This window comes from Leifsonia sp. T36S-04, assembly GCF_042465655.1.
In the GTDB taxonomy this organism is placed as follows: domain Bacteria; phylum Actinomycetota; class Actinomycetes; order Actinomycetales; family Microbacteriaceae; genus Leifsonia.
This window is the reverse complement of sequence record NZ_CP146286.1, coordinates 2,630,438-2,656,046: the sequence shown is the minus strand read 5'-3', so window position 1 is coordinate 2,656,046 and position 25,609 is coordinate 2,630,438. Positions and strand designations below refer to the sequence as shown.

Below are 25,609 nucleotides of genomic sequence, written 5' to 3'. Positions count from 1 at the left end.
TCGACGAGGAGAACTGTGTCGACCTCAAACCTCTCCGTGCAGCTGTACACGGTCCGAGAACTCCTGACCGAGGACACGGCAGGGACGCTGAAGCGGATCGCCGAGATCGGGTTCACCCAGGTCGAGCCCTTCGCCTTCCTCTCGTTCGGCGACGCGCTGCGCGACGGCCTCCGGGATGCGGGCCTCAGCGCACCCACCACGCATCAGAGCTTCATCGGCGGAGACCTGGACGAGGTCTTCTCCGCCGCCAAGGAGCTGGGCATCGAGACCGTGATCGACCCGCACGTGCCGGAAGAGCGCTGGCAGACGGCCGAGGATGTCGCGGCGATCGCCGAGCAGCTCAATGCCGCCGCCGAAGTCGCCGCCCGCTATGGCGTCCGCGTCGGCTACCACAACCACGCGCACGAGATCGAGAGCACCATCGAGGGCGTCACCGCACTCGAGTACTTCGCCTCCAAGCTCGCACCGGAGGTCGTCCTTGAGGTCGACACGTACTGGGTGGCCGTCGGCGGCGCCGACCCCGTCACGCTGCTCCCGAAGCTCGGCGACCGCGTGGTCGCGCTGCACATCAAGGACGGTCCCGGCACCGCAGAGACCCAGGACCAGGTCGCGGTCGGGCAGGGCTCGCTGCCCATCGCGGAGATCATCGCGGCCGCGCCGAACGCGCTCCGGGTGATCGAGCTCGACGACTCCCGCGGGGACCGCTTCCAGGCCGTCGCCGACAGCTTCGCCTTCCTCACGTCCCAGGGCCTCGCATGAGCGCCGGCCGCGTGGGTGTCGGCGTCATCGGCGCCGGAGTCATCAGCAACCAGTACCTCGAGAACCTGACCTCGTTCCCCGACCTGGATGTGCGGTTCGTGGCCGACATCGACCTGGAGCGCGCGCAGGCTCAGGCGGAGAAGTTCGGCGTCCCGGGCTTCGGCTCGGTCGAGGAACTGCTCGCCGACGAGGCGATCGAGATCGTCGTCAACCTGACCATCCCCAAGGTGCACGTCGAGGTGGCCCTGCAGGTGCTCGCCGCGGGCAAGCACGTGTGGAGCGAGAAGCCCTTCGCGCTCGACCGCACCAGCGGCCGCCAGCTGCTCGACGCCGCGCACGCCTCGGGGCTGCGCGTCGCGACGGCGCCCGACACGTTCCTCGGGTCCGGCATCCAGTCGGCCCGCCGGCTCGTCGAGAACGGCGACATCGGCGCTCCGCTCACGGCGCTCACGCTGCTGCAGAGCCCCGGCCCGGAGTCGTGGCACCCCAACCCCGACTTCCTGTTCCAGGAGGGCGCCGGGCCGCTGTTCGACATCGGCCCGTACTACCTGACCGCGCTCGTGCAGCTGTTCGGGCCGGTCGCCCGCGTGAGCGCGACCGTGTCCAAGGCCCGCGAGACCCGCGTGATCGGATCGGGTCCCCGTGCCGGCGAAGAGTTCGCCGTCACCGTGCCGACGCACGTCAGCGCCCTGTACGAGTTCGAGAGCGGCCAGACGGCACAGTCGGTCTTCAGCTTCGACTCGAAGCTCGACCGGAAGCAGTTCGAGGTGGCCGGTACGGACGGGACGCTCGTCGTGCCCGACCCCAACACCTTCGAGGGCGAACTGCTGGTGCACGGTGCCGACGGCATCGAGACGTTCCCGTCGACGGGGACCACCGACACCCGCGGCATCGGAGTGGTCGAGCTCGCCCGCGCCATCCGCGCCGGTGTGCCCGAGCGGGCATCGGGGGAGCAGGCGTACCACGTGCTCGACATCATGGTGTCGACCATCGAGGCCGGCGAGTCAAAGACTCCGGTCGAGGTGGAGAGCACGGTCGAGGTCGCTCCCGCGCTGCCGGAGGACTGGGACCCGCGAGCGGCGACGCTGGCCTGAGGGCGGCGGCGGATGCGGCGACGAGAGATGCGACGACGACCGGTGCGACGACGAATGGGGACCATGTGAGCGCGGCGAGCGAGTCGACGACCGGCGATCCGGCTGTGGGCGGACTGAAACGGCGTGACAGTGGCACGGCAGGCGCACGCCTGCGCGTTGCCATCGTCGGCGGCGGGTTCATGGCCGAGGTGCACTCGCGGGCGGCACGGGCGGCGCGCGCGGAGCTCGCGGGCATCGTCTCGTCGACCCCCGAGCGTTCCGCCGCGGCGGCCGACCGGCTCGGCATCGCGCGGCCGTACGGATCGCTGGACGAGCTGCTCGCCGACGACACCATCGATGTCGTGCACGTCACGACGCCGAACGCCCTGCACGCCGAGCAGGCGGCGGCGGTGCTCGCGTCCGGCAAGGACGTCATCTGCGAGAAGCCACTGGCGACGACGGTTGCGGACGCCGAGGCCCTCGTCAGCGCGGCGGAAGGCCGCACGGCGACCGTCCCCTTCGTCTACCGCTTCCACCCGATGGCACGGGAGGCTCGCGCCCGGTTCGCGTCCGGCGCGGCCGGGCAGGTGCTCAGCATCAACGCGTCGTACCTGCAGGACTGGCTGCTCGGCGCCGCCGACGACAACTGGCGCGTGGACGCGGATCAGGGCGGCCGCTCCCGCGCGTTCGCCGACATCGGATCCCACCTCGTCGACCTCGTGGAGTTCGTGAGCGGCGATCGCGTCTCCCGTGTCGCCGCGACCAAGCGGACGGTGTTCGCCGACCGCGCGTCGCATACGGGCATCACCACCGAGGATGCGGTCGCCGTCGTCATCGAGACGCGTTCCGGCGCACTCGGGACCTTGCTGGTCTCGCAGGTCGCGCCCGGCCGCAAGAACCGTCTGCTGCTCGAGATCGCCGGAAGCGCCGAGAGCGTGGCCTTCGACCAGGAGCAGCCGGAGACCCTGTGGGTCGGCCGGCGCGCGGGCAGCCTCGTCATCCCGCGCGACGCCGACCAGCTGAGCGAGGACGCCGCGCGGCTCTGCGTGGTCCCCGCCGGTCACGCGCAGGGCTACCAGGACGCATTCAACGCGTTCGTCGCCGACAGCTATGCGGCGGTCGCGGGCGAGAATCCGGACGGCCTGCCGCGCTTCACCGACGGCCTGCGGGCCGTGCGGATCACGGACGCTGTGATCGACTCGGCCGAGTCGGGCACCTGGATCGAGATGGGAACGAACGAATGACGGACGCCACGAGCACCGGGAACGCACCCGAATCGGGTCGCACCCACCCGGTCACCCTCTTCACCGGCCAGTGGGCCGACCTCACCCTGGAGGAGGTCGCGAAGTACGCCTCCGAGTGGGGCTACGACGGTCTCGAGATCGCCTGCTCGGGCGAGCACCTCGACGTGTGGCGCGCGGCGGAGGACGACGCGTACCTGCAGGGGCGCCTCGACATCCTGAACCGGTACGGTCTGAAGGTCTGGGCCATCTCGAACCACCTCAAGGGCCAGGCCGTCTGCGACGACCCCATCGACTTCCGCCACCAGGCGATCGTCGGCTCGAAGGTCTGGGGCGACGGCGACCCTGAGGGTGTGCGTCAGCGCGCCGCCGAGGAGCTCACACTCACCGCGAAGGTCGCGCGCAAGCTCGGCGTGGACACGGTGGTCGGCTTCACCGGCTCGAGCATCTGGCCGTACGTCGCCCAGTTCCCGCCTGTGCCTGCTTCCGTCATCGATGCCGGCTACCAGGACTTCGCCGACCGCTGGAACCCGATCCTCGACGTGTTCGACGGCGAGGGCGTCCGCTTCGCGCACGAAGTGCACCCGTCGGAGATCGCCTACGACTACTGGAGCAGCGTCCGCAGCCTCGAGGCCATCGACCACCGCGAGGCGTTCGGGTTCAACTGGGACCCGTCGCACATGATGTGGCAGGACATCGACCCCGTCGGCTTCATCGTCGACTTCCAGGACCGGATCTACCACGTGGACTGCAAGGACACGCGCCTCCGTCCGAAGAACGGCCGCGCCGGAGTGCTCGGCTCGCACCTGCCGTGGGGCGACCCGCGTCGCGGCTGGGACTTCGTCTCGACCGGCCACGGCGACGTGCCGTGGGAGGACTCCTTCCGTGCGCTCGAGTCGATCGGCTACACCGGCCCGATCTCCATCGAGTGGGAGGACGCAGGCATGGACCGGCTGCACGGCGCGAAGGAGGCCGTCGGCTACATCCGCTCACTGCTCTGGAAGCAGCCGACCGCCTCCTTCGACGCCGCGTTCAGCAACCAGGACTGACGGGCCGCCTGGCTGCTCGGCGTGGGGCTCAGGCCACGTCGAGCACCCAGGTCACACCGAACCGGTCGGTCAGCATCCCGAAGCCGGCCGACCATGCGGATGCCGCGAGCGGCTCGATGACGATGCCATCGTCGGCGAGCCGGTCCCAGTATCGCGTCACCTCCGCGAGTGAGCCTCCGCGCACCGCGACGAAGAAGGGGCGGTCGGTGACGGTCGTGCCGTTCCGCCGACGGGTCGAGCCGGGCGCTGCCGGTGCCTCGGCTATCGACGGTACGTCGTAGGCCATGACGCGGAAGCCGTCAGCAGACTCCACCTGACCGAAGACGACCCGTGATGCGTCAGGCAGATCGGCAGGCATGCCCAGGTCGCCGTAGGTGGCGGCCATGACGCTGCCGTCGAACACGGTCGCGTAGAAGTCGAGCGCATCGCGAGCGCGGCCGTCGTGGAAGTTCAGGTGGGTCGTGGTGGTGATACTCATGGAAGGTCCTCCCTGTTATGGCCGGGCGTCTCCCGGCATCCGCAAGGCTGGCAGCAGAAGAGGACAGTTTTGGTCCTCTTCTTGCGGGAAAATGGACTCATGGTCGCGACGTCGTCACGAATGCTCCGGATGCTGTCGCTGCTGCAGGCGCGCCGCGACTGGCCGGGAGTCCGGCTCGCGGAGCGGCTTGAGGTGAGCACGCGAACGGTCCGGAGGGATGTGGACCGCCTGCGAGAGCTCGGCTACCGGATCGAGGCGATCAAGGGGCCGGACGGCGGCTACCGGCTCGCGGCGGGTGCGGAGCTCCCACCGCTGCTGTTCGATGAGGAGCAGGCCGTCGCACTCTCCATCGCGCTGCAGAACGCGGCGGCGTCCGGTGCGGACATCGGAGAAGGGGCCGCGCGAGCCCTGGCGACCCTGCGCCAGGTGATGCCATCGCGGCTGCGGAACCGCATCGACGGCATCCGCTTCAACGACGACCGCTTCGGCGACAGGGGCGACGCACAGCCGGCTCCTCGTCTAGTCGATCCGTCGGTGCTGGAGACGGTGAGCGACGCCGTCCGGACGAGGACCGTACTGCGCTTCGGTTACGGCGGTTCCGAGGGGTTGCCGCGCCGCGTAGAGCCGCACGGGCTCGTCGCGCGCGACCGTCGCTGGTACCTCGTGGCGTGGGACCTCGACCGTGTCGATTGGCGGATCTTCAGGCTCGACAGGCTCGCCCCTCGCACCCCGGGAGGGGCGCGGTTCGCCCCCCGGCCGATTCCCACCGGGGACGCACGCACCTTCGTTGCGGCGCGTTTCAAGGGCGCGAACGATGAGAATCGCTGGCCCTGCATCGGCGAGGTCGTCATTCACCTCCCCGCGCGAGAGGTGGCGGGTTGGCTGGTCGACGGCGATGTGGAAGAGCGGGACGATGGCTCCAGCCGTGTTGTGCTCGGCTCGTGGAACTGGATGGGACTGCTCGCGTCGCTCGCGCGTTTTGACGCACCGTTCGACATTGTCGGGCCACCCGCGCTCGCCGAGGCAGCCGCCGTGCTGGCGCGGCGGCTGGTACCCCCGCTCAGGCCGTAGGGCCGGTGCGTGGCACGTCCAGCTCGCGCCGCGACCGGCGGTCGAGCACCCACGCGCGCACACCGGCGACGATCGAGGCGGCGATGACCACTCCGGCGACGATGTAGGCGACCGGCCGGACGCTCGGGTTCACGGCGGCGAAGTAACCGATGACGGTGATCAGCACACCCCAGCTGAGCGCGCCGACGACGTTCGCCGTGAAGAACCGCCAATACTTCATGGCGCTGATCCCCGCGATGGGCGGGATGAAGACGCGCCCCCACGGGATGTAGCGGCTGATCACGACGGACCACCAGCCGAACAACTCGTAGAACCGCTCCGCCCGGCGCACCCCGGCCTGGACCCAGCGCCCGCCGCGTTTCGCCAGGTAGGGGCGTCCGAGCCGCCGGCCGAGCAGGAAGCCGACCTGATCGCTCAGCACCGCGGCGACCCCGACACCGATGGCGAGCACCCAGATCGAGAGCTCGGGATGCGTCCCCGTGAGGATCCCGGCGGCGAAGAGCAGCGAGTCGCCGGTGATGAACGGGATGAAGACGCCGACGAACAACGCCGTCCCGGCGAACACGAGTCCCCAGACGGCCAGGTAGAAGACGATGGGCCCGACGTCCCCGAGGAAGTTCGCGAGGTCGTGGGCCATACGTCGAGCGTATCGGGCGGGTGCAGCCTCAGCGGAAGTCGACGGCTGCGGCCTCGATGACCTCTGCCGTACGGCCGGGGGCGCGGTGATTCGACCAGTACAGGTTCGTGTGCGCGATCACCAGGTCGGGCGTCGGCGCACCCCACTCCGACAGATCTTCGGTGGTGTGTGCATCCCCGACCAGCGTCACGTCGTACCCGCGCACGAAGCCGCCGTGGATGGTCGCCCGGATGCACTCGTCGGTCTGCGATCCGGTGACGACGATCCGTCCGACCCCGGCGCCGGCCAGGACGTCCTCGAGCTGCGTGCCCTCGAACGCATCCGCGTACTTCTTCGGCACCAGCGCCTCAGCCCCGTCGCGCGTCAGTTCGGGCACGAACTGCCAGCCCTCGCTGCCGTAGACGACGTTGTCATCGGAGTGCTGGATCCAGACCACCGGAACCCGGCCCTCACGGGCCTTGTCGATGAGGCCGCGGATGGTGTCGACCACCTCATCCCGGCGATGAGCGCCGCCGATCACATCGTTCTGCACGTCGATCACCAGCAGCGCGGTCCCGGGTCGTCCTTCGAGTGTCGTCATCGTGCCCCCCTTGCGACGGGATGCTACTCCCCGGGCGGTCGTGGTGCAGGGGGCGTCGGTGTGCGCGGCTAGGCTCGCCCTGTGACGAGCATCCCGGACACCATCAAAGGCGAGGACTGGTACGGACGCGACCTCGACGGGGTCGAGTACACGGGGGTCGTATTCGACGATGTCGATCTCACCGAGGCGCGCACCTCCGGGGCGACCTTCACCGACTGCGTGTTCCGCAAGGTCCGGTTCAACGTCAGCGAGCACAGCAATTCGGCGTTCGTGAACTGCCGCTTCGAGTTCTGCAACTTCTTCGACGCGGCGTTCCGCCGATGCAAGCTCACCGGGAGCACCTTCCACGGCTGCGAGTTCGCCCTGCTGAAGGTGGAGGGCGGCAACTGGTCGTTCACGAACCTCCTGCGGGCGGAGCTGCGCGGGGCCACCTTCGAGGGCGTCCGGCTGCGCGAGGCGGACCTCACGCAGGCGCACTGCCAGGAGGCCACGTTTGCGGGATGCGACCTCAGCGCCGCGACGCTGACCGGCGCGGACCTGACTGCCGCGACCCTGGCGGGGAGCGACCTCACCGGCGTCGACCCCTCCGATGTCGTGCTCCGCGGCACCGTCATCGACGATCGCCAGGCGGTCGTCCTCGTCGAGGCTCTCGGGATGGTCGTCGTCCCCGCTCCGTGACCTACGCCACCTCGGTAACCGTGCCGTGCTTGATGTGCAGCCGGCGCTGGGCGCGTTTGGCGACCGCGGTGTCGTGCGTGACGATGACCACGGTGAGGCCGCGGTCGCGCCACAGTCCCTCCAGCAGGTCCATGATCTCGTCGCGGGTCTCTTCGTCGAGGTTGCCGGTCGGCTCGTCCGCCAGCAGCACGTCCGGGCCCTTCACAAGGGCGCGGGCGATGGCGACGCGCTGCTGCTGCCCGCCGGAGAGCTCGGAGGGGAGGTGGCTCCCGCGGTCGGCGAGCCCGACGGAGGCCAGCGCTTCCGCGCCTTGCCGCTTCCGCTCGGCCGCCCTCACGCCCAGCGGCGCGAGGGCGGTCTCCACGTTCTCCTGAGCGGTGAGGGTCGGGATGAGGTTGAAGCCCTGGAAGACGAATCCGATCTCTTCCGCGCGGATCTTCGCGAGCTTCGCATCCCGCGGCTGGGAGAGACTGGACGTGCCGAGCACGACGGACCCGGAGGTGGGCCGGTCGAGGGCGCCCAGCATCTGCAGGAGAGTCGACTTGCCGCCTCCGGTCGGGCCCTGGATGGCGACGAGCTGGCCGTCGGGGATCTCCAGGCTGACGTCGTTGAGGGCGACGACCTGGCGCTTGGACTGCGTGTACTTCTTCGTGACGTCGGTGAGGGTGTACATCGTGACTCCTTGGGGGTCGAGGGCCGGGTTCAGGCGGGCGGTGTGCGTGCGGCCGGGTTCACGCGACGGAGCGCAGGGCGTCCGCCGGGCGCAGCCGGGAGGCACGCCATCCGCCGAAGACACCGGCGAGCAGGCCGCCGAGCACCGCGAGCGCGACAGCGCCGACGATGATCCACGGCGTGACGGGTGCGTGCAGCGCGACGGTGGCCGAGGAGGTGGCCGCTTCGCGGACGGCTCCGAACGCCCCGCCGCCGGCGAAGCCGCCGCGGGCGCCGGGGACGTTCGTCGCCGCAGTGCCGGCCGCACCGGCACCTCGACCGGCAGCATCGCTGAAGCCACGGCTGATGCTGCCGGTCAGGGTGGGCGAGATCACGTTCACGACGAGCACTCCGAGGAGCCCTACCGCGACGCCGATCACGCCGCCGATGACACCCTGGACGACCGACTCGCCGGCGACCTGGCCGACGACGCGGCGGTTGGACCATCCGATCGCCTTCAGGGTGCCGAACTCGCGGGTACGCCGGGTGACGCCGGAGATGGTGAAGAGGATGGCGATCAGGAACGCAGCAGCGAGCACGATGACCGAGAGCCACGTGCCGAGGTTGGCGATCAGCTGACCGGCGCTGCCGAGGGAGCCCGAGACGGTCGACGCGAGATCGGCCTCCGTGCTCACCGTCGCGCCGGAGACCGCTTTCGTGAGGTCGGTCTTGAGCTGGTCGATGTCCCCGGAGGATGCGGCCTTCACATAGACCGACGAGATCTTGCCCGTCTGCCCCGAGAGGGTCTGTGCGACGTCGAGCGGGATGTACGCGTTGGACGCGGTGGTGGCGTCGGACCCGGTGGCCGCGACGATCCCGATCACCGAGAAGTCCGTGCCGCCGATGGTGATGGTGTCGCCGACGGCCTTGCTCGCCGTCTTGGCGTAGCTCGCATCGAGGACGACGACGTCCTTGCCCGCGTCGGCCGCCGTGAAGCTGCGTCCTCCGGTCAGCGTCACCGAAGCGAGGGGCCCGACCGACTTGCCGGCCGGGTCGAGGCCCAGCACCGAGAACGAGTCCACGGTGAAGGAGCTGCCGCCGGCGCCGTCCGCGCCGCCCGTGGGGGCAGCGGTGGGCGCTGCCGCCTGACCGCTCTCGCGCTGCTCGCGCAGCTGCTGGAAGTTGGGCAGCGTTCCGCTGAAGCTGGTGTTGGTCAGCGAGAGCACCGCGGCGGCCGACGCCACGTTGTCCACCTTCTTCACGGTTGTGAGGGTGGACGCATCCATCACCGTCGCGCCGCGGGTCGGCTCGAGCCGGGAGGTGTTCACCTGCCGCGCGGTGCCCGTGTCGGTACCCGCCTGGGCGCCGAAGTCGAACCGCGGACCCCCGCCTGCTCCCTGCTGGGCCGTGGCGCCCTGGGTCGTGGCGGGCTGGCTGACCGTGATGTCGGTTCCCACGCCGTACACGGACTGCAGGACGCTCTGCTGCGCCTGGCGGACGCCCCCGGAGACGGCGTCGACGATGATGACGAGGGCGATCGCGAGCGCCATGCCGATCGCGATGATGATCGTCTGCTTGCGGCGATTGAGCAATTCGCGCCGCAGATAGGTCCCGAACATTGGCTTCCTGACTGTGCTGGTCGATGAACTTCTTGCCGGAGGCTAAGTACCGGCTTTTTCGGCCCGCTGTGGTGAAGCTATGCATCTGCCGGGTGTCCTCGCCCGGCCACTCAGAGAGTTCATAGGTTCCGCAAAGACAGCATCCATACCCCTCCTCATAATGAGAAAGGTGACCATCAACACGCGTGCCGCCACCGGATCGTCCAGCCAGCCCCGTTCCCTGCTGCGCCGGGCGGACGGCAGTTCCATCCGGGTCCTCGTCGTCGACGATGAGGCGACCCTGACCGACCTGCTCGCGATGGCGCTGCACTACGAGGACTGGGATGTTAAGACGGCTTCCAACGGCCAGCAGGCGCTGCAACTCTCCCGCGAGTTCAAGCCCGACGTCGTGGTCCTCGACATCATGCTGCCCGACATCGACGGGCTGCAGGTCCTCTCCCGGATGCGCGCCGACGGCAACGAGGCGCCCGTGCTCTTCCTGACCGCGAAGGACTCCCTCGACGACCGCATCGCCGGGCTGACCGCGGGCGGCGACGACTACGTCACGAAGCCGTTCAGCCTGGAGGAACTGGTCGCCCGGCTCCGCGGACTCCTCCGCCGCTCGCGCGCCGCCGTCGCCGACCACGACGACCCGGTGCTCATCGTCGGCGACCTCGTGCTCGACGAGGACAGCTACGAGGTCCACCGGAACGGGGAGCCCATCCAGCTGACCGCCACCGAGTTCGAGCTGCTGCGCTTCCTCATGCGCAACCCGCGCCGCGTGCTCAGCAAGGCGCAGATCCTCGACCGCGTATGGAGCTACGACTTCGGCGGCTCCTCCAGCGTCGTGGAGCTCTACATCTCCTACCTCCGCAAGAAGATCGACGCCGGCCGCGAGCCGATGATCCACACGGTCCGCGGCGCCGGCTACATGGTGAAGGCCGCGCAATGACGTCAGCCCGCGTTGCGGGCGCCCCGGACACGGCTCGCGAGCCGGTCTACTGACCTAAATAAAATACATGTAATTCAAATGTGCGATCCTGTCTCGAGCCGCAAGGCGCAAGAAAGGAAGAACATGAAGAAGCACATCATTCGCGTCGCCGCCGTGGGAACGATCGCCGTCGGTGCACTGCTTTTCGGGTCGACCGCGGCGAACGCCGGGGGCCTGCTCTATGTGTTCGGGCCGTACAGCAGTCAGGCTAAGTGCTCGAGCGCGATTACGTCCGCGAAATCCAGCGGTTACAAGCTGTATCAGGCTTGCTATAAGACGAGTCAGGGCTACAACTTTACCGCCACGAAGTAGGGCTTTCGCCCCGAGAGCCCATCTGGCGCTCGGGGCGTCCTCCTGCACAGGCTCCGCACAGTGTTCCCATCGAGCTCGCTAAGCCAACGCTCGATAATGGAGAGTGTGAAGTCTTCCGAGCGAACGAGCGGCGGCCGCATCCCGCGCATCCGTCCCTTCCGCTCCTGGACCCTTCGGAGCCGGGTGGTGCTCGTGGTCGTGGCGATGCTCGCGGTGCTGGGCGCGGTGATCGGAACGGTGAGCGTCTTCGCCCTGCAGAACTACCTGATGCAGAGGCTGGATGGGCAGCTCACGTCGGCGCTCGCGCGCGGGCAGCACGCCGCCGACCGGATCAATGGTGGCGGTCCGACCGTTCCGGAAGCTGCTGGGGCCGTGCAGACTCCTGGACAGCCCACCGGTACACTCGGCGCCGTGCGCAGCGCGGATGGGGGGCTGCTGTTCCCGCCCGTCATCCTGGCCGACCGGCCGACCTCATCTCAGAACCAGCCGCTGGCGCCGCAGCAGGTGTCCATCAACGGATTGGCGCTGCTGACGGTGCCGGCAGACGAGAAGCCGCGGACTGTCGACCTTGGTTCGCAACTTGGCTCGTACCGGATCGCCGCAACTCAGCTGACCAACGGCGACAGCGTCATCATCGGCCTCCCGCTCAGCGACGTGAACGCGACGGTCGCGCGCCTCGGGCTCGTCATCGGGCTGGTGACCCTCGCCGGGCTGATCTTCGCGTTCCTGCTGGCGAGCGTCGTCGTCCGCCTGGCGATGCGGCCCCTGGAGCGGGTCGCCGCCACCGCGGAGGAGGTCTCGCTGCTGCCGCTCGACCGTGGCGATGTGGCGCTCTCCGTCCGCGTTCCCGAAGAGGACACCGACCCGCACACGGAGGTCGGCAAGGTCGGTTCCGCCCTGAACCGGATGCTCGGGCACGTGGCGTCGGCGCTGACCGCCCGGCAGGCGAGCGAGCAGAAGGTGCGCCAGTTCGTCGCGGACGCCAGTCACGAGCTCCGCACCCCGCTCGCCTCCATCCGCGGCTACGCCGAGCTGACCCGGCGCGCGCCGCACGAGCTGCCGCCGGACGTCACGCGTTCGCTCGGCCGCATCGAGTCCGAGGCGACACGGATGACCTCGCTGGTGGAGGACCTCCTGCTGCTTGCCCGCCTCGACGAGGGCCGCGAACTCGACCGGGATCCGGTGGATGTGACCCTCCTCCTCATCGACGCCCTCAGCGACGCACACGCCGCAGGCCCCGACCACGAGTGGACGCTCGACCTGCCAGAGGAGCCGGTCGAGGTGATCGGCGACGGGCCCCGGCTGCACCAGGTGCTGGTCAACCTCCTCGCGAACGCGCGCGTCCACACCCCTGACGGCACGAAGGTGACGGCCGGTCTGCGGGCGGACACCGAGACAGGTCGGGCGGTCATCACCGTCGCGGACGACGGTCCGGGCATCCCGCCGGAGCTGCAGTCGACCCTGTTCGAGCGCTTCGCCCGCGGGGACACCTCCCGGAACCGGGCGACAGGCTCGACCGGGCTCGGGCTTGCGATCGTGCAGGCCGTCGTGCTCGCGCACGGGGGAGACGTGACCGTGACGAGCGAGCCGGGCAGCACCGTGTTCACGGTGAGCCTCCCGCTTGCTCCCGCGTCGGACGGCGCAGCCGACGCCGGAACCGATTTGCATCAGGCGCGATCCATCCCGTAGCCTGTACGGAGCCAAAGACCGCTGGTTGTCGTGCTTGCATGACCGAAGATCCACTCAGGTGGGGCCCGCGCAGGTGTGTGAAGCAAGTTTCCGCAGTTCTCTGCGATTCAGCTCCGTGCCTCTGCGCTCCGTGCCTCAGGGCCGGAGCTTTTTTCTTTGCCCGGCGGCCTCTGGTGGCACACCGCTCCCGCGGTGTGCGACGAACATTATTGAGGAGTAGGCCATGGCGAACAAGGAAGCCGCGGTTGCCGAGCTCGAAGGACTTTTCGAGAGCTCGTCCGCCGTTCTGCTGACCGAGTACCGCGGTCTCACTGTTGCTCAGCTCAAGACGCTGCGCAAGTCCATCAGTGAGCACGCGACCTACGCCGTGGTGAAGAACACGCTGACCAAGATCGCGGCCAACAAGGCGGGCATTTCGTCGTTCGACGACGAGCTCGCCGGGCCGTCCGCGATCGCCTTCGTGCACGGTGACCCTGTCGCCGTCGCGAAGTCGCTGCGTGACTTTGCCAAGGCAAACCCTCTGCTGGTGGTCAAGGGCGGTTACTTCGACGGTAACCCGCTGACCGCAGAAGAGGTAGGCAAGCTCGCCGACCTCGAGTCCCGTGAGGTGCTGCTGGCCAAGCTGGCCGGCGCCTTCAAGGCCTCGCTGTTCGGAGCCGCATATCTGTTCAACGCACCGCTGTCGCAGGCCGTTCGCACGGTCGACGCGCTGCGTGAGAAGCAGGAGTCCGCTGCGTAGTTCCTCCGGGAACAGGTCCGCGAGGACCGCGCCAGCGGTGAGTAACCACACACACTAAGGAGAGAATCATGGCAAAGCTGTCGACTGACGAGCTGCTCGACGCGTTCAAGGAGCTCACGCTCATCGAACTGAGCGAGTTCGTGAAGAAGTTCGAGGAGACCTTCGAGGTCACCGCCGCCGCTCCCGTCGCCGTGGCCGCCCCGGCCGCCGGTGGTGCGGGCGCCGCTGCCGAAGAGGTCGAGGAGAAGGATTCCTTCGACGTCGTCCTCGAGGCCGCCGGTGACAAGAAGATCCAGGTCATCAAGGAGGTGCGCGCTCTCACCAGCCTCGGCCTCGGTGAGGCCAAGGCTGTCGTCGATGGTGCTCCGAGCACCGTCCTCGAGGGCGCCAACAAGGAGACCGCCGAGAAGGCCAAGGCTCAGCTCGAAGAGGCTGGCGCCACCGTCACCCTCAAGTAATTCGCGCCCTTCGGGGCTCTTCTTACTGACTGGCTGACAGGCTCACTGCGTCTGATAGACGCGGCGCGACGCGGACTCCTTCTTATAGAGAGTGTCCGCGTTGTGGAGGGCGTCGCCCCCGCAACGGGGCGACGCCCTCCGTGCGTTTAACGACGCGCGGGCGCGGATGCTCACCCATCCACCGCGTCCGAGCGCGCCTGTCGGCGTGCTGCGGTGTGCAAGGACGCACAACCGGAAGAAGAACCCACGATGAGTACCAGCACTTGGCGTGCATACGTCACAGCACTGCGCGGTTTCGGCCACGCGATGCTCCACGGGGAGGACCGCGACAGCGGCTGCCACCCGCCGGATCTGTGCCGCAGGACCCTGCTCTACGACAGGTACCTGCGGTAACTCCGACCACCAAGCGCCCCCGGCCGCCCGGCCGGGGGCGCTTCTCGGTTCCCGCGCGCGGCGCCCCTACGATGAGGCGGGTGGACGAACCCGCCGATGTGATCCAGACCCGCGCCGCCTACGACCTCGTCGCCGAGGACTATGCAGACCTGCTCCGCGACCAGCTCGCCGACGAACCGTACGACCGGGCCATGCTGGGCGTCTTCGCTGAGCAGGTCGCACGGGCAGGCGGCGGTCTCGTCGGCGACCTGGGCTGTGGACCGGGGCGGGTCGCCGGGTACCTGGCCGGGCTCGGGATGGACGTCTCCGGCATCGACCTGTCGCCCCGGATGGTGGAAGTGGCGAGGCGGGACCACCCGGCAATCCCGTTCGCGGTCGCGTCGATGGCCGCCCTGCCGTTCGCCGATGGTGAGCTCGCCGGCGCGCTCGCGTGGTATTCGATCATCCACACGCCGGACGAGCGGCAGGGCGAGCTCTTCGCGGAGTTCGCCCGCGTGCTGCGCCCGGGCGGGATCGTGCTGCTCGCCTTCCAGGTCGGCGACGACGTCGTCCACGTGACGAACGCGTACGGGCACGAGGTGGATGCCTACGCCCGGCGACAGGACCCGGCCCGCATCCGGTCGCTCCTGGTGGAGGCCGGCTTCATCCCCTCCGCGGAACTGGTGCGTGCGCCGGTCGCGCCCGAGAAGGTGCCGCAGGGATACGTGCTGGCCCGGCGCAACGGCTGACCGGAATGGCTGGGGGTCGACGGCCGGCGTTCGTCACGCCACGAGGCGGGCGAGGTTCTCCAGTTCATTGGCCCGCCCTGCGAGCAGTCGCTCGGTCCACACCGCGTCGTGCATGGGCTCGACCTGCATCACGACGCGGGTGCTGTCGCCGTCCGGCTCGAGGTCGACCACGGTGAGCTGTTCGTAGGGCTCGCGGTCGGGGACGAAGTCGACGATCGAGCGATAGGCCAGCCGCCGGGGGTGGCGTAATTCGGTGAACACTTTCCGTGACTCGGTGCTGAGGCGGATTCCGTTCTGCCGGAGGAACTCGATCTGTTCGGGAGCCGTCGCCGTCATTCTGTAGACGAGTTCGCCACCCTCGGTCAGGTCGAGACGGTCGACGTCGGTGCGAAAACCGTCCGGCGCCCACCACTGGGAGATGCCGTCGGGTGTGGTCCACAGCTGCCACACACGCTCGGGGGAGGCGGTGACGATTCGTTCGATGACGTCCATGGGGTCTCCTTCGTTGATCGAACAATATATTCGTGACGACGAATGTGTCAAGCACTATCCTGAGGGAGTGACGATGGACATCCAGCAGGCGCTCGCGGTGATCGCCGAGCCGACACGGTTTCGTATCGTGCGCTTGCTCGCTGAGGCGCCGCGGACAGTGGGCGAAGTCGCCGCAACGCTCGGGGCCCTTCAGCCGCAGACGACGAAGCACCTCCAGGCCCTCGAGGCGGCCGGCGTCGTCCGCATCCACCGGCTCGGCCGCCGACGAGTCGCGCGTCTCGATCGTGAGGCGCTGCGCGGGCTCGCCGAGTGGTTCGGAGCGCTCGCCGTGAGCGCGAACGATGAAGACGCTCTCGAACGCTACGAGGGTGCGATAGCGCGCGCTGAGGCTCGAGCCGCGGAGGGAGAACTGCGGGAGGTGACGATCGAGCTGAGCCGCGACCTTCCAGCCCCCGCTCCCGTGATCTGGAGCGCCTGGACCGATCCGGTCGTCGCGTCGCGGTGGTGGAGCCCGTCGTACTTCGAGGTGGTGGAGTGCTCGATGGATGCGGTTCCCGGTGGGCGGGTATCGCTGACGCTCCGGGAGCCCGACGGGGTGCAGTATCGCTCGGTGGGTCGTGTGCGGGAGGCGGAATCGGGGCGTCGACTCGTGTATGACCTCTCGCCCGTGGGGGATGACGGCAACCCGCTTTTCGAGGTGGTGCACGAGGTCGTGCTGGAGGCCGGTCGCTCCGCCGGGATGACTGCGGTGCGGCTGACGATCCGGGCGGCCGGAGGTGATCTCCGTACTGCTGCCATGATCGCCGGGCTGGAACCCGGGTGGGGACAGCTGCTCGACGGTCTCGAAAGGGTGCTGATCGCGGACATGAGCCACGACCGTCCGTCGGGTTGATTTATATAGGAGAGCTATATATAATTGAGCGGTGCCCGAGACTCCCGAACTCCACCAGATCCTCGGCGACCTCGTGGTCGCCGCACACCGCCTGACCCGACTCGCCGCCCGGGTGACCGGCAGCACGGAGTCGCCGGCGACCTGGCGCACGCTGAGCGTGCTGCAGTCGGTCGGCGCGATGCGTCTCGGCGAGCTCGCCACCCATAGCCGCGTGTCCCAGCCCACGATGACCAAGCTCGTGCGCAACCTGGTCGACGCCGAGTGGGTCAAGCGCATCGCCGACAGTGACGACGCGCGCGCCTGGCAGATCGCCATCACTGCGAAGGGCGCCGACGCGCTGCAGACCTGGCGCGACGAGTTGTCGGCCGCTCTCGTCCCGATGTTCGCCGACCTCAGCGACGACGAGCTGGCCGCCATGCGGGCCACCGTCGAGATCATCGGCTCGCGGGTCGACCTCTCGGCGGCGACGTCCGCCGCACTCGCCGGCCGCCGCTGACGCACGCACGCCGCCCACGGCGTGCACCGAATCCCTTCCCCTCACCACCACCGTCCAAGGAGTCGTCACCCCTTCATGTCGCATGATCGTCCCACCAGCATCCTGAAACAGCCGACCGCCGTCTGGGCCGTCGCCTTCGCCTCCGTGATCGCCTTCATGGGCATCGGTCTCGTCGACCCGATCCTCCCGGCGATCGCCACAAGCCTGCAGGCAACGCCCACCGAGACCGAGATGCTCTTCACGAGCTACCTCCTGATCACCGGCGTCGCCATGTTCTTCAGCAGCTGGATCTCCAGCCGCATCGGCGCCAAGAAGACCCTGTTGATCGGCCTCGCGCTCATCGTCGTGTTCGCCCTCGCGGCCGGACTCTCGCAGAACGTCGAGTCGATCATCGGCTTCCGCGCCGGCTGGGGTCTCGGCAACGCGCTCTTCATCTCGACGGCGCTTGCGACGATCGTCGGTGCGGCCTCCGGCGGCACCTCGGCCGCGATCATCCTCTACGAGGCGGCGCTCGGGCTCGGCATCGCGATCGGCCCGCTGCTCGGCGGCCTGCTGGGCAGCTGGAGCTGGCGCGGCCCGTTCTTCGGCACGGCCACCCTGATGGCCATCGGCTTCATCGCCATCGTCCTGCTGCTGAAGAAGAACCCAGAGAAGCCGACGCCGACGAAGCTCTCCGCCCCGTTCCGCGCGCTGGCACGGCCGGCGCTCGGCTTCCTGGCCGCCGCGGCCCTGTTCTACAACATCGGCTTCTTCGTGCTGCTCGCCTACACACCCTTCGCGCTCGTTCCGCTCGGCGTCGAGAGCGCGATCTCCCTCGGCCTGATCTTCTTCGGCTGGGGCGTCGCGCTCGCGGTCACGTCGGTGTGGGTCGCTCCGTTGCTCACCGCGCGCCTCCCGCGCACCCGTGTGCTCTGGCTGGTCATGCCGCTGCTCGCCCTCGACCTGCTGGCCGCCGGACTCTTCGTCGGCTCGTTGGTCGCACTGATCGTGTGCGTGGTCGTCGGCGGCCTGCTGCTCGGCATCCTGAACACCGTGCTCACGGAGTGCGTCATGGAGGCGACCGACCTGCCACGCTCCGTCGCCTCGAGCGCGTACTCGGGCGTGCGCTTCCTGGGCGGAGCGATCGCACCACCCGCCGCGACGCTGCTCGCCGACACGGTGAGCCGGTCGATGCCGTTCTACGCGGGCGCTGTGTCGGTGCTGATCGCGGCCGCGCTCGTCATGATCGGGCACAAGCACCTGAAACGGGTGGATGCTCCCCACGAGACCGCGCAGCAGGAGGCCGAGGTCCTCGCGCTGGCCGACGCCGACTGATCGGGGAACGATCCCAGCGAGATGCGAAGAGCCGCCCCGTCGAAGACAGGGCGGCTCTTCCCGCCATGTGGGCCCCGAAAGCCCGACGGGCGATCCCAGTGCGGACCGTACCTACCCGAAAGGCGCGGTCTGCGGGATGATCGCGCTCCCATTCTCTCAGATCGGAAGCGCGCATCCGCACGTCAGCGGGGAGGCGCGGTGGACGACCGGACTACGAGGCTGACGGGGGAGCGCACCGAGGCGGTCCTCGGCTCAGCGCCCGTCAGTTCGTCCAGGAGGATGCGCGTGGCGGTCGCGCCCTGATCGAACGGGTCCTGCGCCATCGTCGTCAGCCCGAACCCGGCGGCGTAGTCGTGGTCGTCGATACCGATCACCGAGAGATCGTCCGGCACCCGAAGCCCGTGGTCTCCGGCCGCCAGGATCGCACCGAACGCCATCTCGTCCGAGCCGGCGAACACTGCGGTCGGGCGCGGTCCCGGCCGTCCGAGCAGCCGGTTCATCGCCGCGCGGCTCTCCGGCAGCGAGAACCCGCCGGGGATGATCCACTCCGGCGGCACGGAGAGCCCTGCATCGCGCATGGCGCGCTTGAACCCCTGCAGCCGGCCGATCGGGACCTGGCTGTTGAGACCCTCCTCGTCCTCACCACCGAGGTGGGCGATGGCCGTGTGGCCGAGGGAGATCAGGTGCGAGGTCGCGGTGTACGCGGTCGAGGGTTCGTCGATGCCCACGTTCCGCAGTCCCTTCACCGGACCGCCAACGACGATCGTCGGGTGGCCGAGGGTCGCCAGCTGCTCCCGTTCCTCCGTCGTGAAGTCGAGGCAGAGGGCCAGCAGCGCGTCGGTCCGCTTGCGCAGGATGCTGCGGTGGAAGACACGCTCCCGGTCGCCGCGATGCCCGCCCAGGTTGAACAGGATCATGTCGTAGCTCGCCGAACGCAGTTCCGCATCCACCCCCTCGAGCACCTGGGTGTAGAACCAGCGGCTCACCGATGGGACGACGACGCCCATGGCGAGCGTGCGTCCGCTGGCGAGGCCGGAGGCGCTCGACGACGCGACGTACCCGAGCTCGTCGGCAGCCCTGCGGACGGCCGCCCGCGTCTTGTCCGACACGTTGGGCAGGCCCCGCAGGGCACGCGAGACGGTGGCCGTCGACACACCGGTGACGCGCGCGACCTCCTCGATGCCTGGCATCGCGCTCTCCGTTCAGGAGCCCTGGAGGTCGCGCAGCCGCTTCTCCTCGGCCTCCTGCCGCCGCGCGATGATGCGACGGCGCAGCTGCAGGAGGCCGATGAAGGCGAGCACGAGCACCAGCAGGGTGAGCGCCCACCCGAGCGCCGGCTGACCGGTCAGCTCGCAGAAGGCGGTGATCCCGAGGAACGCGACGGCGAAGAAGCCGACGAAGCCGAGGCCGACGTCGACGAGCTCGCGGGAGTCGCTGAACCGCATGAGATCAGCCCTTCACGCCGCCGGCCGTGAGTCCGGCGACGATCCGGCGCTGGAAGATCAGCACCAGGATGATCAGCGGGACCGTGACGATCGTTCCTGCGGCCATGATCGCCGTGTACGGCTCCTGGTGCGGCTGGCTGCCGGTGAAGGAGGCGATGGCGACGGTGACCGGCTGGGTGCGGTCGCTGGACAGCTGGCTGGAGATCAGGAACTCGTTCCACGACGAGATGAACGCCAGGATCGCGGTGGTGAACACGGCGGGAGCGGCGAGCGGGAGGATGACCTTCCGGAACGCCTGCGCCTGCGTGCAGCCGTCGATCCGCGCCGCCTCCTCGAGGTCCCACGGCATCTCGCGGAAGAACGAGTTGAGCGTGTAGACCGTCAGCGGCAGGGCGAACGAGATCTCGGGGATGATCAGCGCCTGGTAGGTACCCATCCACCCGATGTTCGTGAACAGCTGGAACAGCGGGGTGATCAGCGCGACGCCCGGGAACATCGAGGCGGCGAGGATGATGCCGAGCACGATGCCCTTGAACTTGAAGTCCAGGCGGGCGAGTGCGTACGAGGCGAAGATGCCCACCACGAGCGAGATGATCGTGACGCAGACGCCGATGAACAGCGAGTTCAGCAGAGCCCCTGGCAGGTTGTTGCCCAGCTTCGTGGACAGCGCCGTTATGTAGTTGTCCCAGGTGAAGTGCGTAATCCACGGTGTGTTGTCGTTCGTGTAGCCGACGTCGCGGAACGACGTGACGACCATCCAGTAGAACGGCAGGAGGCACCAGATCGTGATCACGATCGCCTGGATGCCCGTGCGGGCACTCTGGTTACGACGGCGACGCCCGCTGCGGCTCTTGGTCCGGGTGCGGGGAAGTGCGCCTGCCTCCGCTGTCGCGGCGGCCTGTCCGGCTACGGCAGTCATCACTTCGCTCCCTTCTGCTGAGTCTCCTGCGTTCGGACCACGTTCGTGCCGAGCAATCGGACGAAGATGAAGGCGACCAGGAAGATGATGATGAAGGTGATGGTCGAGAGCGCGGCCGCGCTGTTGAACCCTTGCCGGATCTGGTCGACGACCAGGATCGACAGGGTCGTGGTGGCATGGCCTGTCCCACCACCGCCTCCGGTGAGGATCTGCGGGAGGTCGTAGATGCGCAGTGCGTCCAGAACGCGGAACAGCACGGCGACCATCAGCGCCGGCTTCAGCAGCGGCATGGTCACACGCCAGAAGCGCTGCCAGGTCGTCGCACCGTCGACTTTCGCCGCCTCGTAGACCTCTTCGGGGATGATCTGCAGGCCGGCGAGGATCAGCAGGGCCATGAACGGCGTCGTCTTCCACGTGTCGGCGATGATGACCGCGAATCGCGATGCCCACTCGTCACTGGTCCAGAGGATGTGCGCGCCGATGACCGCGTTGGCGACACCGGCGACCGAGAAGATGAAGAACCACAGCTTTGCGGTGACGGCGGTCGGGATGGCCCAGGGGATGAGGATGGCCGCACGGACGAAACCACGTCCGCGGAACGCGCGGTTCATGATGAGGGCGAACCAGAGGCCCAGCACGGTCTCGAGGATGACGGTCGTCACGGTGAAGAAGAAGGTGACGAAGACGGCGCTCCAGAAGGTGGAGCCCAGGTTGCCCGGCGGGCAGGTGATCGTGGTGCCGTTCGGACCGGCGCACTGCTGGAACAGCCAGTGGGCGTAGTTCTGGAAGCCGGCGAAGCCGCCCTGGACGAACAGCCCGGTCGCGGGGTCGAGTCCTGCGTCCTTCTGGAAGGACATCACGATGGCGCTGACCACGGGGTAGCCGATGACGATGGCCAGGAGGATCAGCGTCGGGATGATGAGGTAGAGGGCCGCGCGGCCTTCTTTGTTGCGGGCACGCTTCGCGCCCGCGCGCACGGACGGCCCGCGTTTCTGGCCGGTCGAGGTGGATGAGGGGGCGACGACGTTCGACGTTGACATGTGTGCCTCCGGAGGAGTCTGGGTGGGTGTGGAGCCGGGCGGCGGGATGGATCCCGCCGCCCGGCGACCGATTCAGTCCGGTATCAACCGGCGCTGGCGGTCTGGATGGCGGACGACATGTCCTTCAGCGCCTGGTCGACCGTCTTGTCACCCTTCAGGGCGGCGTAGGCGTTGTCCTGAACGGCCTTGGTGATGGCCGGGTAGAACGGCGACACCGGACGCGGAACCGCGTTGGCGATCGACGTCTTCAGGGTCGACAGGTACGGCAGCTGGCTGTTCAGCGCCGCGTCGTCGTACAGCGAAGCGACCACCGGTGCGAGCGAGCCCTGCGTCACGAAGAACTTCTGCGTCTCTTCGCTCTGCAGGAACTTCAGGAACTCGAACGCGGTCGCCTTGTGCTTCGAGTACACGCTGATCGCAGCGTTGTGGCCGCCCAGGCTGGAGACGCCCGGCTTGTCCGCGCTGACGCCCGGAAGCGGTGCGATCCCGAAGGTGTCCTTGACCGTCGACGAGCCGTCGGTCTTGGCCAGGTTGTACACGTACGGCCAGTTGCGCAGGAACATCAGCTTGCCGGCCTCGAACGCCTGCCGGCCCTGCTCTTCCTGGTACGTGATGGCCTCGGCCGGGATCTGCCCGTTCTTGAAGCCATCCACGAGCCGGGTCAGGCCGGCCTTGGCCTCGGGGCTGTCGACGGTGACCTTCTTGCCGTCTTCGCCGACGATCGTGCCGCCGTTGGTGTTGATCGCCTCGGCGGCGTTCACCGTGAGGCCCTCGTACTGCGCGAACTGCCCGGCGTAGCATCCGATGCCCTGCGCCTTGGCGATGTCGCAGTCCTTGAGCATCTCATCCCACGTCTTCGGCGGGGTGGGGACCAGGTCCTTGCGGTAGTACAGGATGCCGCCGTCGGAGGTCTGCGGCGCCGCGTACTGCGTGCCGTTGTAGGTGCCCGACTTGACGGTCGGAGCCAGGAGGGACGAGTTGTCCATCTTGAACGTGCCGGTCAACGGCTGGAGCCAGCCCTTGGCCGCGAACTCACCGGTCCAGACCACATCGACGTCGACGACGTCGTAGTTGGCGTCCTTCGCCTGGAAGTGCTGCACGAGGTCGTCGTGCTGCTGGTCCGCCTGGTCGGTCTGCTCCTTGAAGGTGACCTTCTCGTTCGGGTGGGCGGCATTCCACTTCTCGATCAGCGGGCGGACGACGTTCGAGTTGTCCTTGCCCTGCACGTAGGTGATGGGGCCCTTGCTGTCGGTGTTGGCGTTGGCGTCGCCGCCCCCGCTTCCCGAGCCGCCGCCGCCTGTGCATCCGGCCAGTGTCAGACCCACCAGGGCCACACCGGCGATCACGGAGAGACGCGCTGCTTTCATTTCACTCCTCGTTGAGCTCTTGGTGCGGGCGCGGGTGCGCCCGGCGCCGAGCGTACCTCGCCGCTCGGGCTCGATGCAAGCGTTTACGTCAAGCGCTTGCATCACGGTTGCGTCACGAGCGGTCTACCCGCGGGGGAGGGCTCCGGGGGCGGGCCGGGGCGAAAGCCGCGGCCACGCGGGAGGGAGTTAGGCTGGCGGGGTGAGCGGGATGCGCGGAATGGCGGGCGGCGGCGGCCGTGGGCGCGTCAGCGGGGGCGATGCGGAGGCGCAGCGGGCGATCAACGCGGAGGCCCCGAAGATCCCGCATCTCCTGCGGCGCATTCTGGGGCTGTTCTCGTCGCACCGGGGCGCCATCGCGTTCACCATGGTGCTGGTGCTCGTCGGTGCAGCGCTCTCGGTGGTTCCGCCGCTGCTGACGGAGCGGGCCTTCGATCAGGGACTGTTCCCGCCGGGCGGCCCGAACCTCCCCGTGCTCGTCGAGATCGTCGTCCTGATGCTCGTCGTGTACGTCGTGTCGGCACTCCTCGGGGTGTGGCAGACCTACCTGACCGCCTCCGTCGGCAACAAGGTGATGGGCGCCCTGCGGGTCCGGCTGTTCTCGCACCTGCAGTCGATGGAGCTGAGCTTCTTCACGCACACGAAGACGGGCATCATCCAGTCCCGGCTGCAGAACGATGTGGGCGGGGTCGCGAGCGTCCTCACCAACACGATCTCGAGCATCCTGGGCAACACCGTCACCGTGATCGCGGCACTGGTGGCGATGCTGCTGCTGAACTGGCAGCTGACCATCGTCGCGGTCGTGCTCATGCCGATCCTCGTGATCGCCCAGCGCCGCGTCGGCCAGGTGCGCGCCCGCATCGCGACGAAGACGCAGGAGTCGCTCTCCGACATGACCGCGATCACGCAGGAGACGCTGAGCGTCTCCGGCATCCTGCTCTCGAAGAGCTTCAACCGCCAGGCGACCGAGGTCGGGCGCTACTCCGACGAGAACGACAACCAGATCCGGCTGCAGGTCTCGCAGGCGATGAGCGGCCAGTGGTTCTTCGCGATGGTGAACATCTTCCTGTCGTCGATCCCGGCGATCGTCTACCTCGTGTCGGGGTGGCTCATCCTGCGCGGCGCGAGCGACATCTCGGCCGGAACGATCGTCGCCTTCACCACCGTGCAGGCGCGCCTCCTGTTCCCGCTGCTCGCGCTGATGCGGGTCGCGCTCGATCTGCAGACCTCGGGGGCGCTGTTCGCCCGCATCTTCGAGTACCTCGACCTGAAGCCGGCGATCGCCGACCGGACGGATGCCGTGCCGGTCGATCCCGCCCGGGACCTCGGCCGCATCGAGTTCGACCACGTCGTCTTCCGCTACCCGGACGCCCGGGACGGCGAGCGCAACACCCTGGACGACGTGTCGTTCGTCATCGAACCCGGCGAGTTCGCCGCGTTCGTCGGACCCAGCGGCGCAGGCAAGACCACGGTGTCCTACCTCATCCCGCGCTTCTACGACGCGACCAGCGGCCGCATCCTCTTCGGCGACACCGACCTGCGCGACCTGCAGCAGGACTCGCTCGTGTCGCACATCGGTGTCGTCAGCCAGGAGACCTACCTCTTCCACGCGACCATCGCCGAGAACCTGCGGTACGCCCGTCCCGATGCCACGCAGGAGGAGCTGGAGGAGGCCGCCAAGCGCGCCAACATCCATGCGACCATCGTCGGTTTCCCGGACGGCTATGCGACCGTCGTGGGGGAGCGCGGCTACCGGCTCTCCGGCGGCGAGAAGCAGCGCATCGCGATCGCACGGGTGCTGCTGAAGGACCCGGAGGTGCTGGTCCTCGACGAGGCGACGAGTGCGCTCGACACCATCTCGGAGCGGGTCGTGCAGCAGGCGCTGGACGCGGCATCCAGTGGGAGGACCACCATCGCGATCGCCCACCGGCTCTCGACGATCGTGGCCGCCGACGTCATCTTCGTGATCGACCACGGGCAGGTCGTCGAGCGAGGGACGCACCGCGAGCTGCTGGAGCTGGGTGGCACCTACTCCCGCCTCTACCGCGAGCAGACGACGGAGACGGCACTGCTCGAGGAGTGACGCTCCACCACTGGACCCGATGAAAGGGAGGCTCCGTGCCAACGATCACCGAACTGCTCACCGCCAATCTGCACGACGTCTTCGGCAACCGCGACGCGACCGCCCGCCGCGAGGCGATCGAGCGCGTCTACGCGGAGGACGTCGTCTTCACCGACCCGGACGGCGCAGTGACGGGATGGGATGCGCTCGAGGCCAAGGCGGCCGGGCTCGTCGACGACGCGCCCGCGTCCTTCGTCTTCGCCGAGGCCGGTCCGGCCTACCTCGGCTCGGACACGGGTGCGCTGGCCTGGACGTTCGGTCCGGAGGGTGCGCCGGTCGCCCAGGGGGTGGATGTCATCGAGGTGCGAGCCGGGCGGATCGTCTCACTCCTGACCCTCATCGCCGGCTGATCCCGACCTCGCGCCCGCGCGTCCCGGAGAGTTAGACTGACCTAACTTTT

29 protein-coding genes are annotated in these 25,609 nt (G+C 68.6%); 18 read left to right on the top strand and 11 right to left on the bottom strand.

Annotated features, from left to right (window positions below; translation table 11 throughout):
• The first annotated feature begins 15 nt into the window (after positions 1-15).
• From P3F85_RS12885 to P3F85_RS12870, 4 genes are all read left to right on the top strand, one after another.
• Entirely contained in the window at positions 16-759 is a 744-nt protein-coding gene (locus P3F85_RS12885) for a sugar phosphate isomerase/epimerase family protein (protein ID WP_374008049.1), read from the top strand.
• On the top strand, positions 756-1,853 hold the full coding sequence (locus P3F85_RS12880) for a Gfo/Idh/MocA family protein (RefSeq protein ID WP_374008047.1): 1,098 nt from the start codon (positions 756-758) through the stop codon (positions 1,851-1,853). The genes P3F85_RS12885 and P3F85_RS12880 overlap by 4 nt, the downstream gene beginning before the upstream one ends.
• A 113-nt stretch (positions 1,854-1,966) precedes the next feature.
• Positions 1,967-3,076, top strand: coding sequence for a Gfo/Idh/MocA family protein (locus tag P3F85_RS12875; RefSeq protein ID WP_374010934.1), 1,110 nt, complete (start codon positions 1,967-1,969; stop codon positions 3,074-3,076).
• Complete coding sequence (locus P3F85_RS12870) at positions 3,073-4,122, top strand: sugar phosphate isomerase/epimerase family protein (protein ID WP_374008045.1); 1,050 nt, start codon at positions 3,073-3,075, stop codon at positions 4,120-4,122. Before P3F85_RS12875 ends, P3F85_RS12870 begins: the two co-directional genes overlap by 4 nt.
• Before the next feature lie 28 nt (positions 4,123-4,150).
• On the opposite strand, the gene P3F85_RS12865 is transcribed toward P3F85_RS12870, so the two are convergent.
• Positions 4,151-4,600, bottom strand: a complete 450-nt coding sequence (locus tag P3F85_RS12865) for a VOC family protein (RefSeq protein WP_374008043.1) — start codon at positions 4,598-4,600, stop codon at positions 4,151-4,153.
• Between the two features lie 99 nt (positions 4,601-4,699).
• On the opposite strand from P3F85_RS12865, the gene P3F85_RS12860 reads away from it, so the two are divergent.
• Positions 4,700-5,671, top strand: coding sequence for a helix-turn-helix transcriptional regulator (locus P3F85_RS12860; protein ID WP_374008041.1), 972 nt, complete (start codon positions 4,700-4,702; stop codon positions 5,669-5,671).
• Here the strand turns inward: P3F85_RS12860 and P3F85_RS12855 are convergent.
• Together P3F85_RS12855 and P3F85_RS12850 are read right to left on the bottom strand one after the other, a co-directional pair.
• Positions 5,661-6,308, bottom strand: coding sequence for a DedA family protein (locus P3F85_RS12855; protein WP_374008039.1), 648 nt, complete (start codon positions 6,306-6,308; stop codon positions 5,661-5,663). The genes P3F85_RS12860 and P3F85_RS12855 overlap by 11 nt on opposite strands.
• Positions 6,309-6,336: 28 nt before the next feature.
• A complete protein-coding gene (locus tag P3F85_RS12850) occupies positions 6,337-6,888 on the bottom strand; it encodes an isochorismatase family protein (protein ID WP_374008037.1) in 552 nt (183 codons plus the stop codon).
• 81 nt (positions 6,889-6,969) lie between these two features.
• Between P3F85_RS12850 and P3F85_RS12845 the strand changes: the two genes are divergently transcribed.
• Positions 6,970-7,566 (top strand): pentapeptide repeat-containing protein, encoded by a 597-nt coding sequence (locus tag P3F85_RS12845; protein WP_374008035.1) that lies wholly within the window; start codon positions 6,970-6,972, stop codon positions 7,564-7,566.
• A gap of 1 nt (position 7,567) precedes the next feature.
• On the opposite strand, the gene P3F85_RS12840 is transcribed toward P3F85_RS12845, so the two are convergent.
• Both P3F85_RS12840 and P3F85_RS12835 read right to left on the bottom strand, forming a co-directional pair.
• Positions 7,568-8,239, bottom strand: a complete 672-nt coding sequence (locus P3F85_RS12840; protein WP_374008033.1) for an ABC transporter ATP-binding protein — start codon at positions 8,237-8,239, stop codon at positions 7,568-7,570.
• Positions 8,240-8,297: 58 nt separating this feature from the next.
• A complete protein-coding gene (locus tag P3F85_RS12835; protein WP_374008032.1) occupies positions 8,298-9,836 on the bottom strand; it encodes an ABC transporter permease in 1,539 nt (512 codons plus the stop codon).
• Positions 9,837-9,996: 160 nt separating this feature from the next.
• Between P3F85_RS12835 and P3F85_RS12830 the strand changes: the two genes are divergently transcribed.
• From P3F85_RS12830 to P3F85_RS12800, 7 genes are all read left to right on the top strand, one after another.
• Positions 9,997-10,767: a response regulator transcription factor gene (locus P3F85_RS12830; RefSeq protein ID WP_374008030.1), complete on the top strand. Its 771-nt coding sequence runs from the start codon at positions 9,997-9,999 to the stop codon at positions 10,765-10,767.
• 123 nt (positions 10,768-10,890) lie between these two features.
• Positions 10,891-11,118 (top strand): hypothetical protein, encoded by a 228-nt coding sequence (locus tag P3F85_RS12825; RefSeq protein ID WP_374008028.1) that lies wholly within the window; start codon positions 10,891-10,893, stop codon positions 11,116-11,118.
• A 105-nt stretch (positions 11,119-11,223) separates the two neighbouring features.
• A complete protein-coding gene (locus P3F85_RS12820) occupies positions 11,224-12,807 on the top strand; it encodes a sensor histidine kinase (protein WP_374008027.1) in 1,584 nt (527 codons plus the stop codon).
• A gap of 223 nt (positions 12,808-13,030) precedes the next feature.
• A complete protein-coding gene (rplJ, locus tag P3F85_RS12815; RefSeq protein ID WP_374008026.1) occupies positions 13,031-13,546 on the top strand; it encodes a 50S ribosomal protein L10 in 516 nt (171 codons plus the stop codon).
• A gap of 68 nt (positions 13,547-13,614) precedes the next feature.
• Positions 13,615-14,004, top strand: coding sequence for a 50S ribosomal protein L7/L12 (gene rplL / locus P3F85_RS12810; protein ID WP_374008024.1), 390 nt, complete (start codon positions 13,615-13,617; stop codon positions 14,002-14,004).
• 249 nt (positions 14,005-14,253) lie between these two features.
• Positions 14,254-14,397, top strand: coding sequence for a hypothetical protein (locus tag P3F85_RS12805; protein WP_374008022.1), 144 nt, complete (start codon positions 14,254-14,256; stop codon positions 14,395-14,397).
• A gap of 80 nt (positions 14,398-14,477) precedes the next feature.
• Positions 14,478-15,125 carry a class I SAM-dependent methyltransferase gene (locus P3F85_RS12800; RefSeq protein ID WP_374008021.1) on the top strand — a complete coding sequence of 216 codons (648 nt, stop codon included), beginning with the start codon at positions 14,478-14,480 and terminating at the stop codon, positions 15,123-15,125.
• A gap of 33 nt (positions 15,126-15,158) precedes the next feature.
• Here P3F85_RS12800 and P3F85_RS12795 read toward each other — a convergent pair whose 3' ends face one another.
• A complete protein-coding gene (locus tag P3F85_RS12795; protein ID WP_374008019.1) occupies positions 15,159-15,617 on the bottom strand; it encodes an SRPBCC domain-containing protein in 459 nt (152 codons plus the stop codon).
• 73 nt (positions 15,618-15,690) lie between these two features.
• Between P3F85_RS12795 and P3F85_RS12790 the strand changes: the two genes are divergently transcribed.
• The 3 genes from P3F85_RS12790 (at position 15,691) to P3F85_RS12780 (ending at position 18,319) form a co-directional block, all read left to right on the top strand.
• A complete protein-coding gene (locus tag P3F85_RS12790; protein ID WP_374010933.1) occupies positions 15,691-16,509 on the top strand; it encodes a metalloregulator ArsR/SmtB family transcription factor in 819 nt (272 codons plus the stop codon).
• A gap of 31 nt (positions 16,510-16,540) precedes the next feature.
• A complete protein-coding gene (locus tag P3F85_RS12785; protein ID WP_374008017.1) occupies positions 16,541-17,005 on the top strand; it encodes a MarR family winged helix-turn-helix transcriptional regulator in 465 nt (154 codons plus the stop codon).
• Between the two features lie 75 nt (positions 17,006-17,080).
• Entirely contained in the window at positions 17,081-18,319 is a 1,239-nt protein-coding gene (locus tag P3F85_RS12780) for an MFS transporter (protein WP_374008016.1), read from the top strand.
• Between the two features lie 182 nt (positions 18,320-18,501).
• Here the strand turns inward: P3F85_RS12780 and P3F85_RS12775 are convergent, their stop codons facing one another.
• The 5 genes from P3F85_RS12775 to P3F85_RS12755 all read right to left on the bottom strand — a co-directional run bounded on the left by P3F85_RS12775 (position 18,502) and on the right by P3F85_RS12755 (position 23,090).
• Positions 18,502-19,509 (bottom strand): LacI family DNA-binding transcriptional regulator, encoded by a 1,008-nt coding sequence (locus P3F85_RS12775; protein WP_374008014.1) that lies wholly within the window; start codon positions 19,507-19,509, stop codon positions 18,502-18,504.
• A 12-nt stretch (positions 19,510-19,521) separates the two neighbouring features.
• A complete protein-coding gene (locus P3F85_RS12770) occupies positions 19,522-19,764 on the bottom strand; it encodes a hypothetical protein (RefSeq protein ID WP_374008012.1) in 243 nt (80 codons plus the stop codon).
• A gap of 4 nt (positions 19,765-19,768) precedes the next feature.
• Positions 19,769-20,683: a carbohydrate ABC transporter permease gene (locus P3F85_RS12765; RefSeq protein ID WP_374008010.1), complete on the bottom strand. Its 915-nt coding sequence runs from the start codon at positions 20,681-20,683 to the stop codon at positions 19,769-19,771.
• The gene (locus tag P3F85_RS12760) at positions 20,683-21,723 is read right to left on the bottom strand and encodes a carbohydrate ABC transporter permease (RefSeq protein ID WP_374008008.1); all 1,041 of its coding nucleotides are present in this window, start codon (positions 21,721-21,723) and stop codon (positions 20,683-20,685) included. Before P3F85_RS12760 ends, P3F85_RS12765 begins: the two co-directional genes overlap by 1 nt.
• Before the next feature lie 83 nt (positions 21,724-21,806).
• Positions 21,807-23,090, bottom strand: coding sequence for an ABC transporter substrate-binding protein (locus tag P3F85_RS12755; protein WP_374008006.1), 1,284 nt, complete (start codon positions 23,088-23,090; stop codon positions 21,807-21,809).
• Positions 23,091-23,298: 208 nt separating this feature from the next.
• Here P3F85_RS12755 and P3F85_RS12750 point away from each other — a divergent pair, with 208 nt between their 5' ends.
• Together P3F85_RS12750 and P3F85_RS12745 are read left to right on the top strand one after the other, a co-directional pair.
• Positions 23,299-25,170 (top strand): ABC transporter ATP-binding protein, encoded by a 1,872-nt coding sequence (locus P3F85_RS12750; RefSeq protein ID WP_374010932.1) that lies wholly within the window; start codon positions 23,299-23,301, stop codon positions 25,168-25,170.
• A 35-nt stretch (positions 25,171-25,205) separates the two neighbouring features.
• Positions 25,206-25,559, top strand: a complete 354-nt coding sequence (locus P3F85_RS12745) for a nuclear transport factor 2 family protein (RefSeq protein ID WP_374008004.1) — start codon at positions 25,206-25,208, stop codon at positions 25,557-25,559.
• The last annotated feature ends 50 nt before the right edge of the window (positions 25,560-25,609 follow it).

Excerpts from the sequence above, each read along its gene's own strand:
- P3F85_RS12880 (WP_374008047.1), top strand. The coding sequence starts at position 756 with ATGAGCGCCGGCCGCGTGGGTGTCGGCGTCATCGGCGCCGGAGTCATC.
- P3F85_RS12870 (WP_374008045.1), top strand. The coding sequence starts at position 3,073 with ATGACGGACGCCACGAGCACCGGGAACGCACCCGAATCGGGTCGCACC.
- P3F85_RS12865 (WP_374008043.1), bottom strand. The coding sequence starts at position 4,600 with ATGAGTATCACCACCACGACCCACCTGAACTTCCACGACGGCCGCGCT.
- P3F85_RS12860 (WP_374008041.1), top strand. The coding sequence starts at position 4,700 with ATGGTCGCGACGTCGTCACGAATGCTCCGGATGCTGTCGCTGCTGCAG.
- P3F85_RS12855 (WP_374008039.1), bottom strand. The coding sequence starts at position 6,308 with ATGGCCCACGACCTCGCGAACTTCCTCGGGGACGTCGGGCCCATCGTC.
- P3F85_RS12850 (WP_374008037.1), bottom strand. The coding sequence starts at position 6,888 with ATGACGACACTCGAAGGACGACCCGGGACCGCGCTGCTGGTGATCGAC.
- P3F85_RS12840 (WP_374008033.1), bottom strand. The coding sequence starts at position 8,239 with ATGTACACCCTCACCGACGTCACGAAGAAGTACACGCAGTCCAAGCGC.
- P3F85_RS12835 (WP_374008032.1), bottom strand. The coding sequence starts at position 9,836 with ATGTTCGGGACCTATCTGCGGCGCGAATTGCTCAATCGCCGCAAGCAG.
- P3F85_RS12830 (WP_374008030.1), top strand. The coding sequence starts at position 9,997 with ATGAGAAAGGTGACCATCAACACGCGTGCCGCCACCGGATCGTCCAGC.
- P3F85_RS12825 (WP_374008028.1), top strand. The coding sequence starts at position 10,891 with ATGAAGAAGCACATCATTCGCGTCGCCGCCGTGGGAACGATCGCCGTC.
- rplJ (WP_374008026.1), top strand. The coding sequence starts at position 13,031 with ATGGCGAACAAGGAAGCCGCGGTTGCCGAGCTCGAAGGACTTTTCGAG.
- rplL (WP_374008024.1), top strand. The coding sequence starts at position 13,615 with ATGGCAAAGCTGTCGACTGACGAGCTGCTCGACGCGTTCAAGGAGCTC.
- P3F85_RS12805 (WP_374008022.1), top strand. The coding sequence starts at position 14,254 with ATGAGTACCAGCACTTGGCGTGCATACGTCACAGCACTGCGCGGTTTC.
- P3F85_RS12795 (WP_374008019.1), bottom strand. The coding sequence starts at position 15,617 with ATGGACGTCATCGAACGAATCGTCACCGCCTCCCCCGAGCGTGTGTGG.
- P3F85_RS12790 (WP_374010933.1), top strand. The coding sequence starts at position 15,691 with ATGGACATCCAGCAGGCGCTCGCGGTGATCGCCGAGCCGACACGGTTT.
- P3F85_RS12780 (WP_374008016.1), top strand. The coding sequence starts at position 17,081 with ATGTCGCATGATCGTCCCACCAGCATCCTGAAACAGCCGACCGCCGTC.
- P3F85_RS12775 (WP_374008014.1), bottom strand. The coding sequence starts at position 19,509 with ATGCCAGGCATCGAGGAGGTCGCGCGCGTCACCGGTGTGTCGACGGCC.
- P3F85_RS12770 (WP_374008012.1), bottom strand. The coding sequence starts at position 19,764 with ATGCGGTTCAGCGACTCCCGCGAGCTCGTCGACGTCGGCCTCGGCTTC.
- P3F85_RS12765 (WP_374008010.1), bottom strand. The coding sequence starts at position 20,683 with ATGACTGCCGTAGCCGGACAGGCCGCCGCGACAGCGGAGGCAGGCGCA.
- P3F85_RS12760 (WP_374008008.1), bottom strand. The coding sequence starts at position 21,723 with ATGTCAACGTCGAACGTCGTCGCCCCCTCATCCACCTCGACCGGCCAG.
- P3F85_RS12755 (WP_374008006.1), bottom strand. The coding sequence starts at position 23,090 with ATGAAAGCAGCGCGTCTCTCCGTGATCGCCGGTGTGGCCCTGGTGGGT.
- P3F85_RS12750 (WP_374010932.1), top strand. The coding sequence starts at position 23,299 with ATGCGCGGAATGGCGGGCGGCGGCGGCCGTGGGCGCGTCAGCGGGGGC.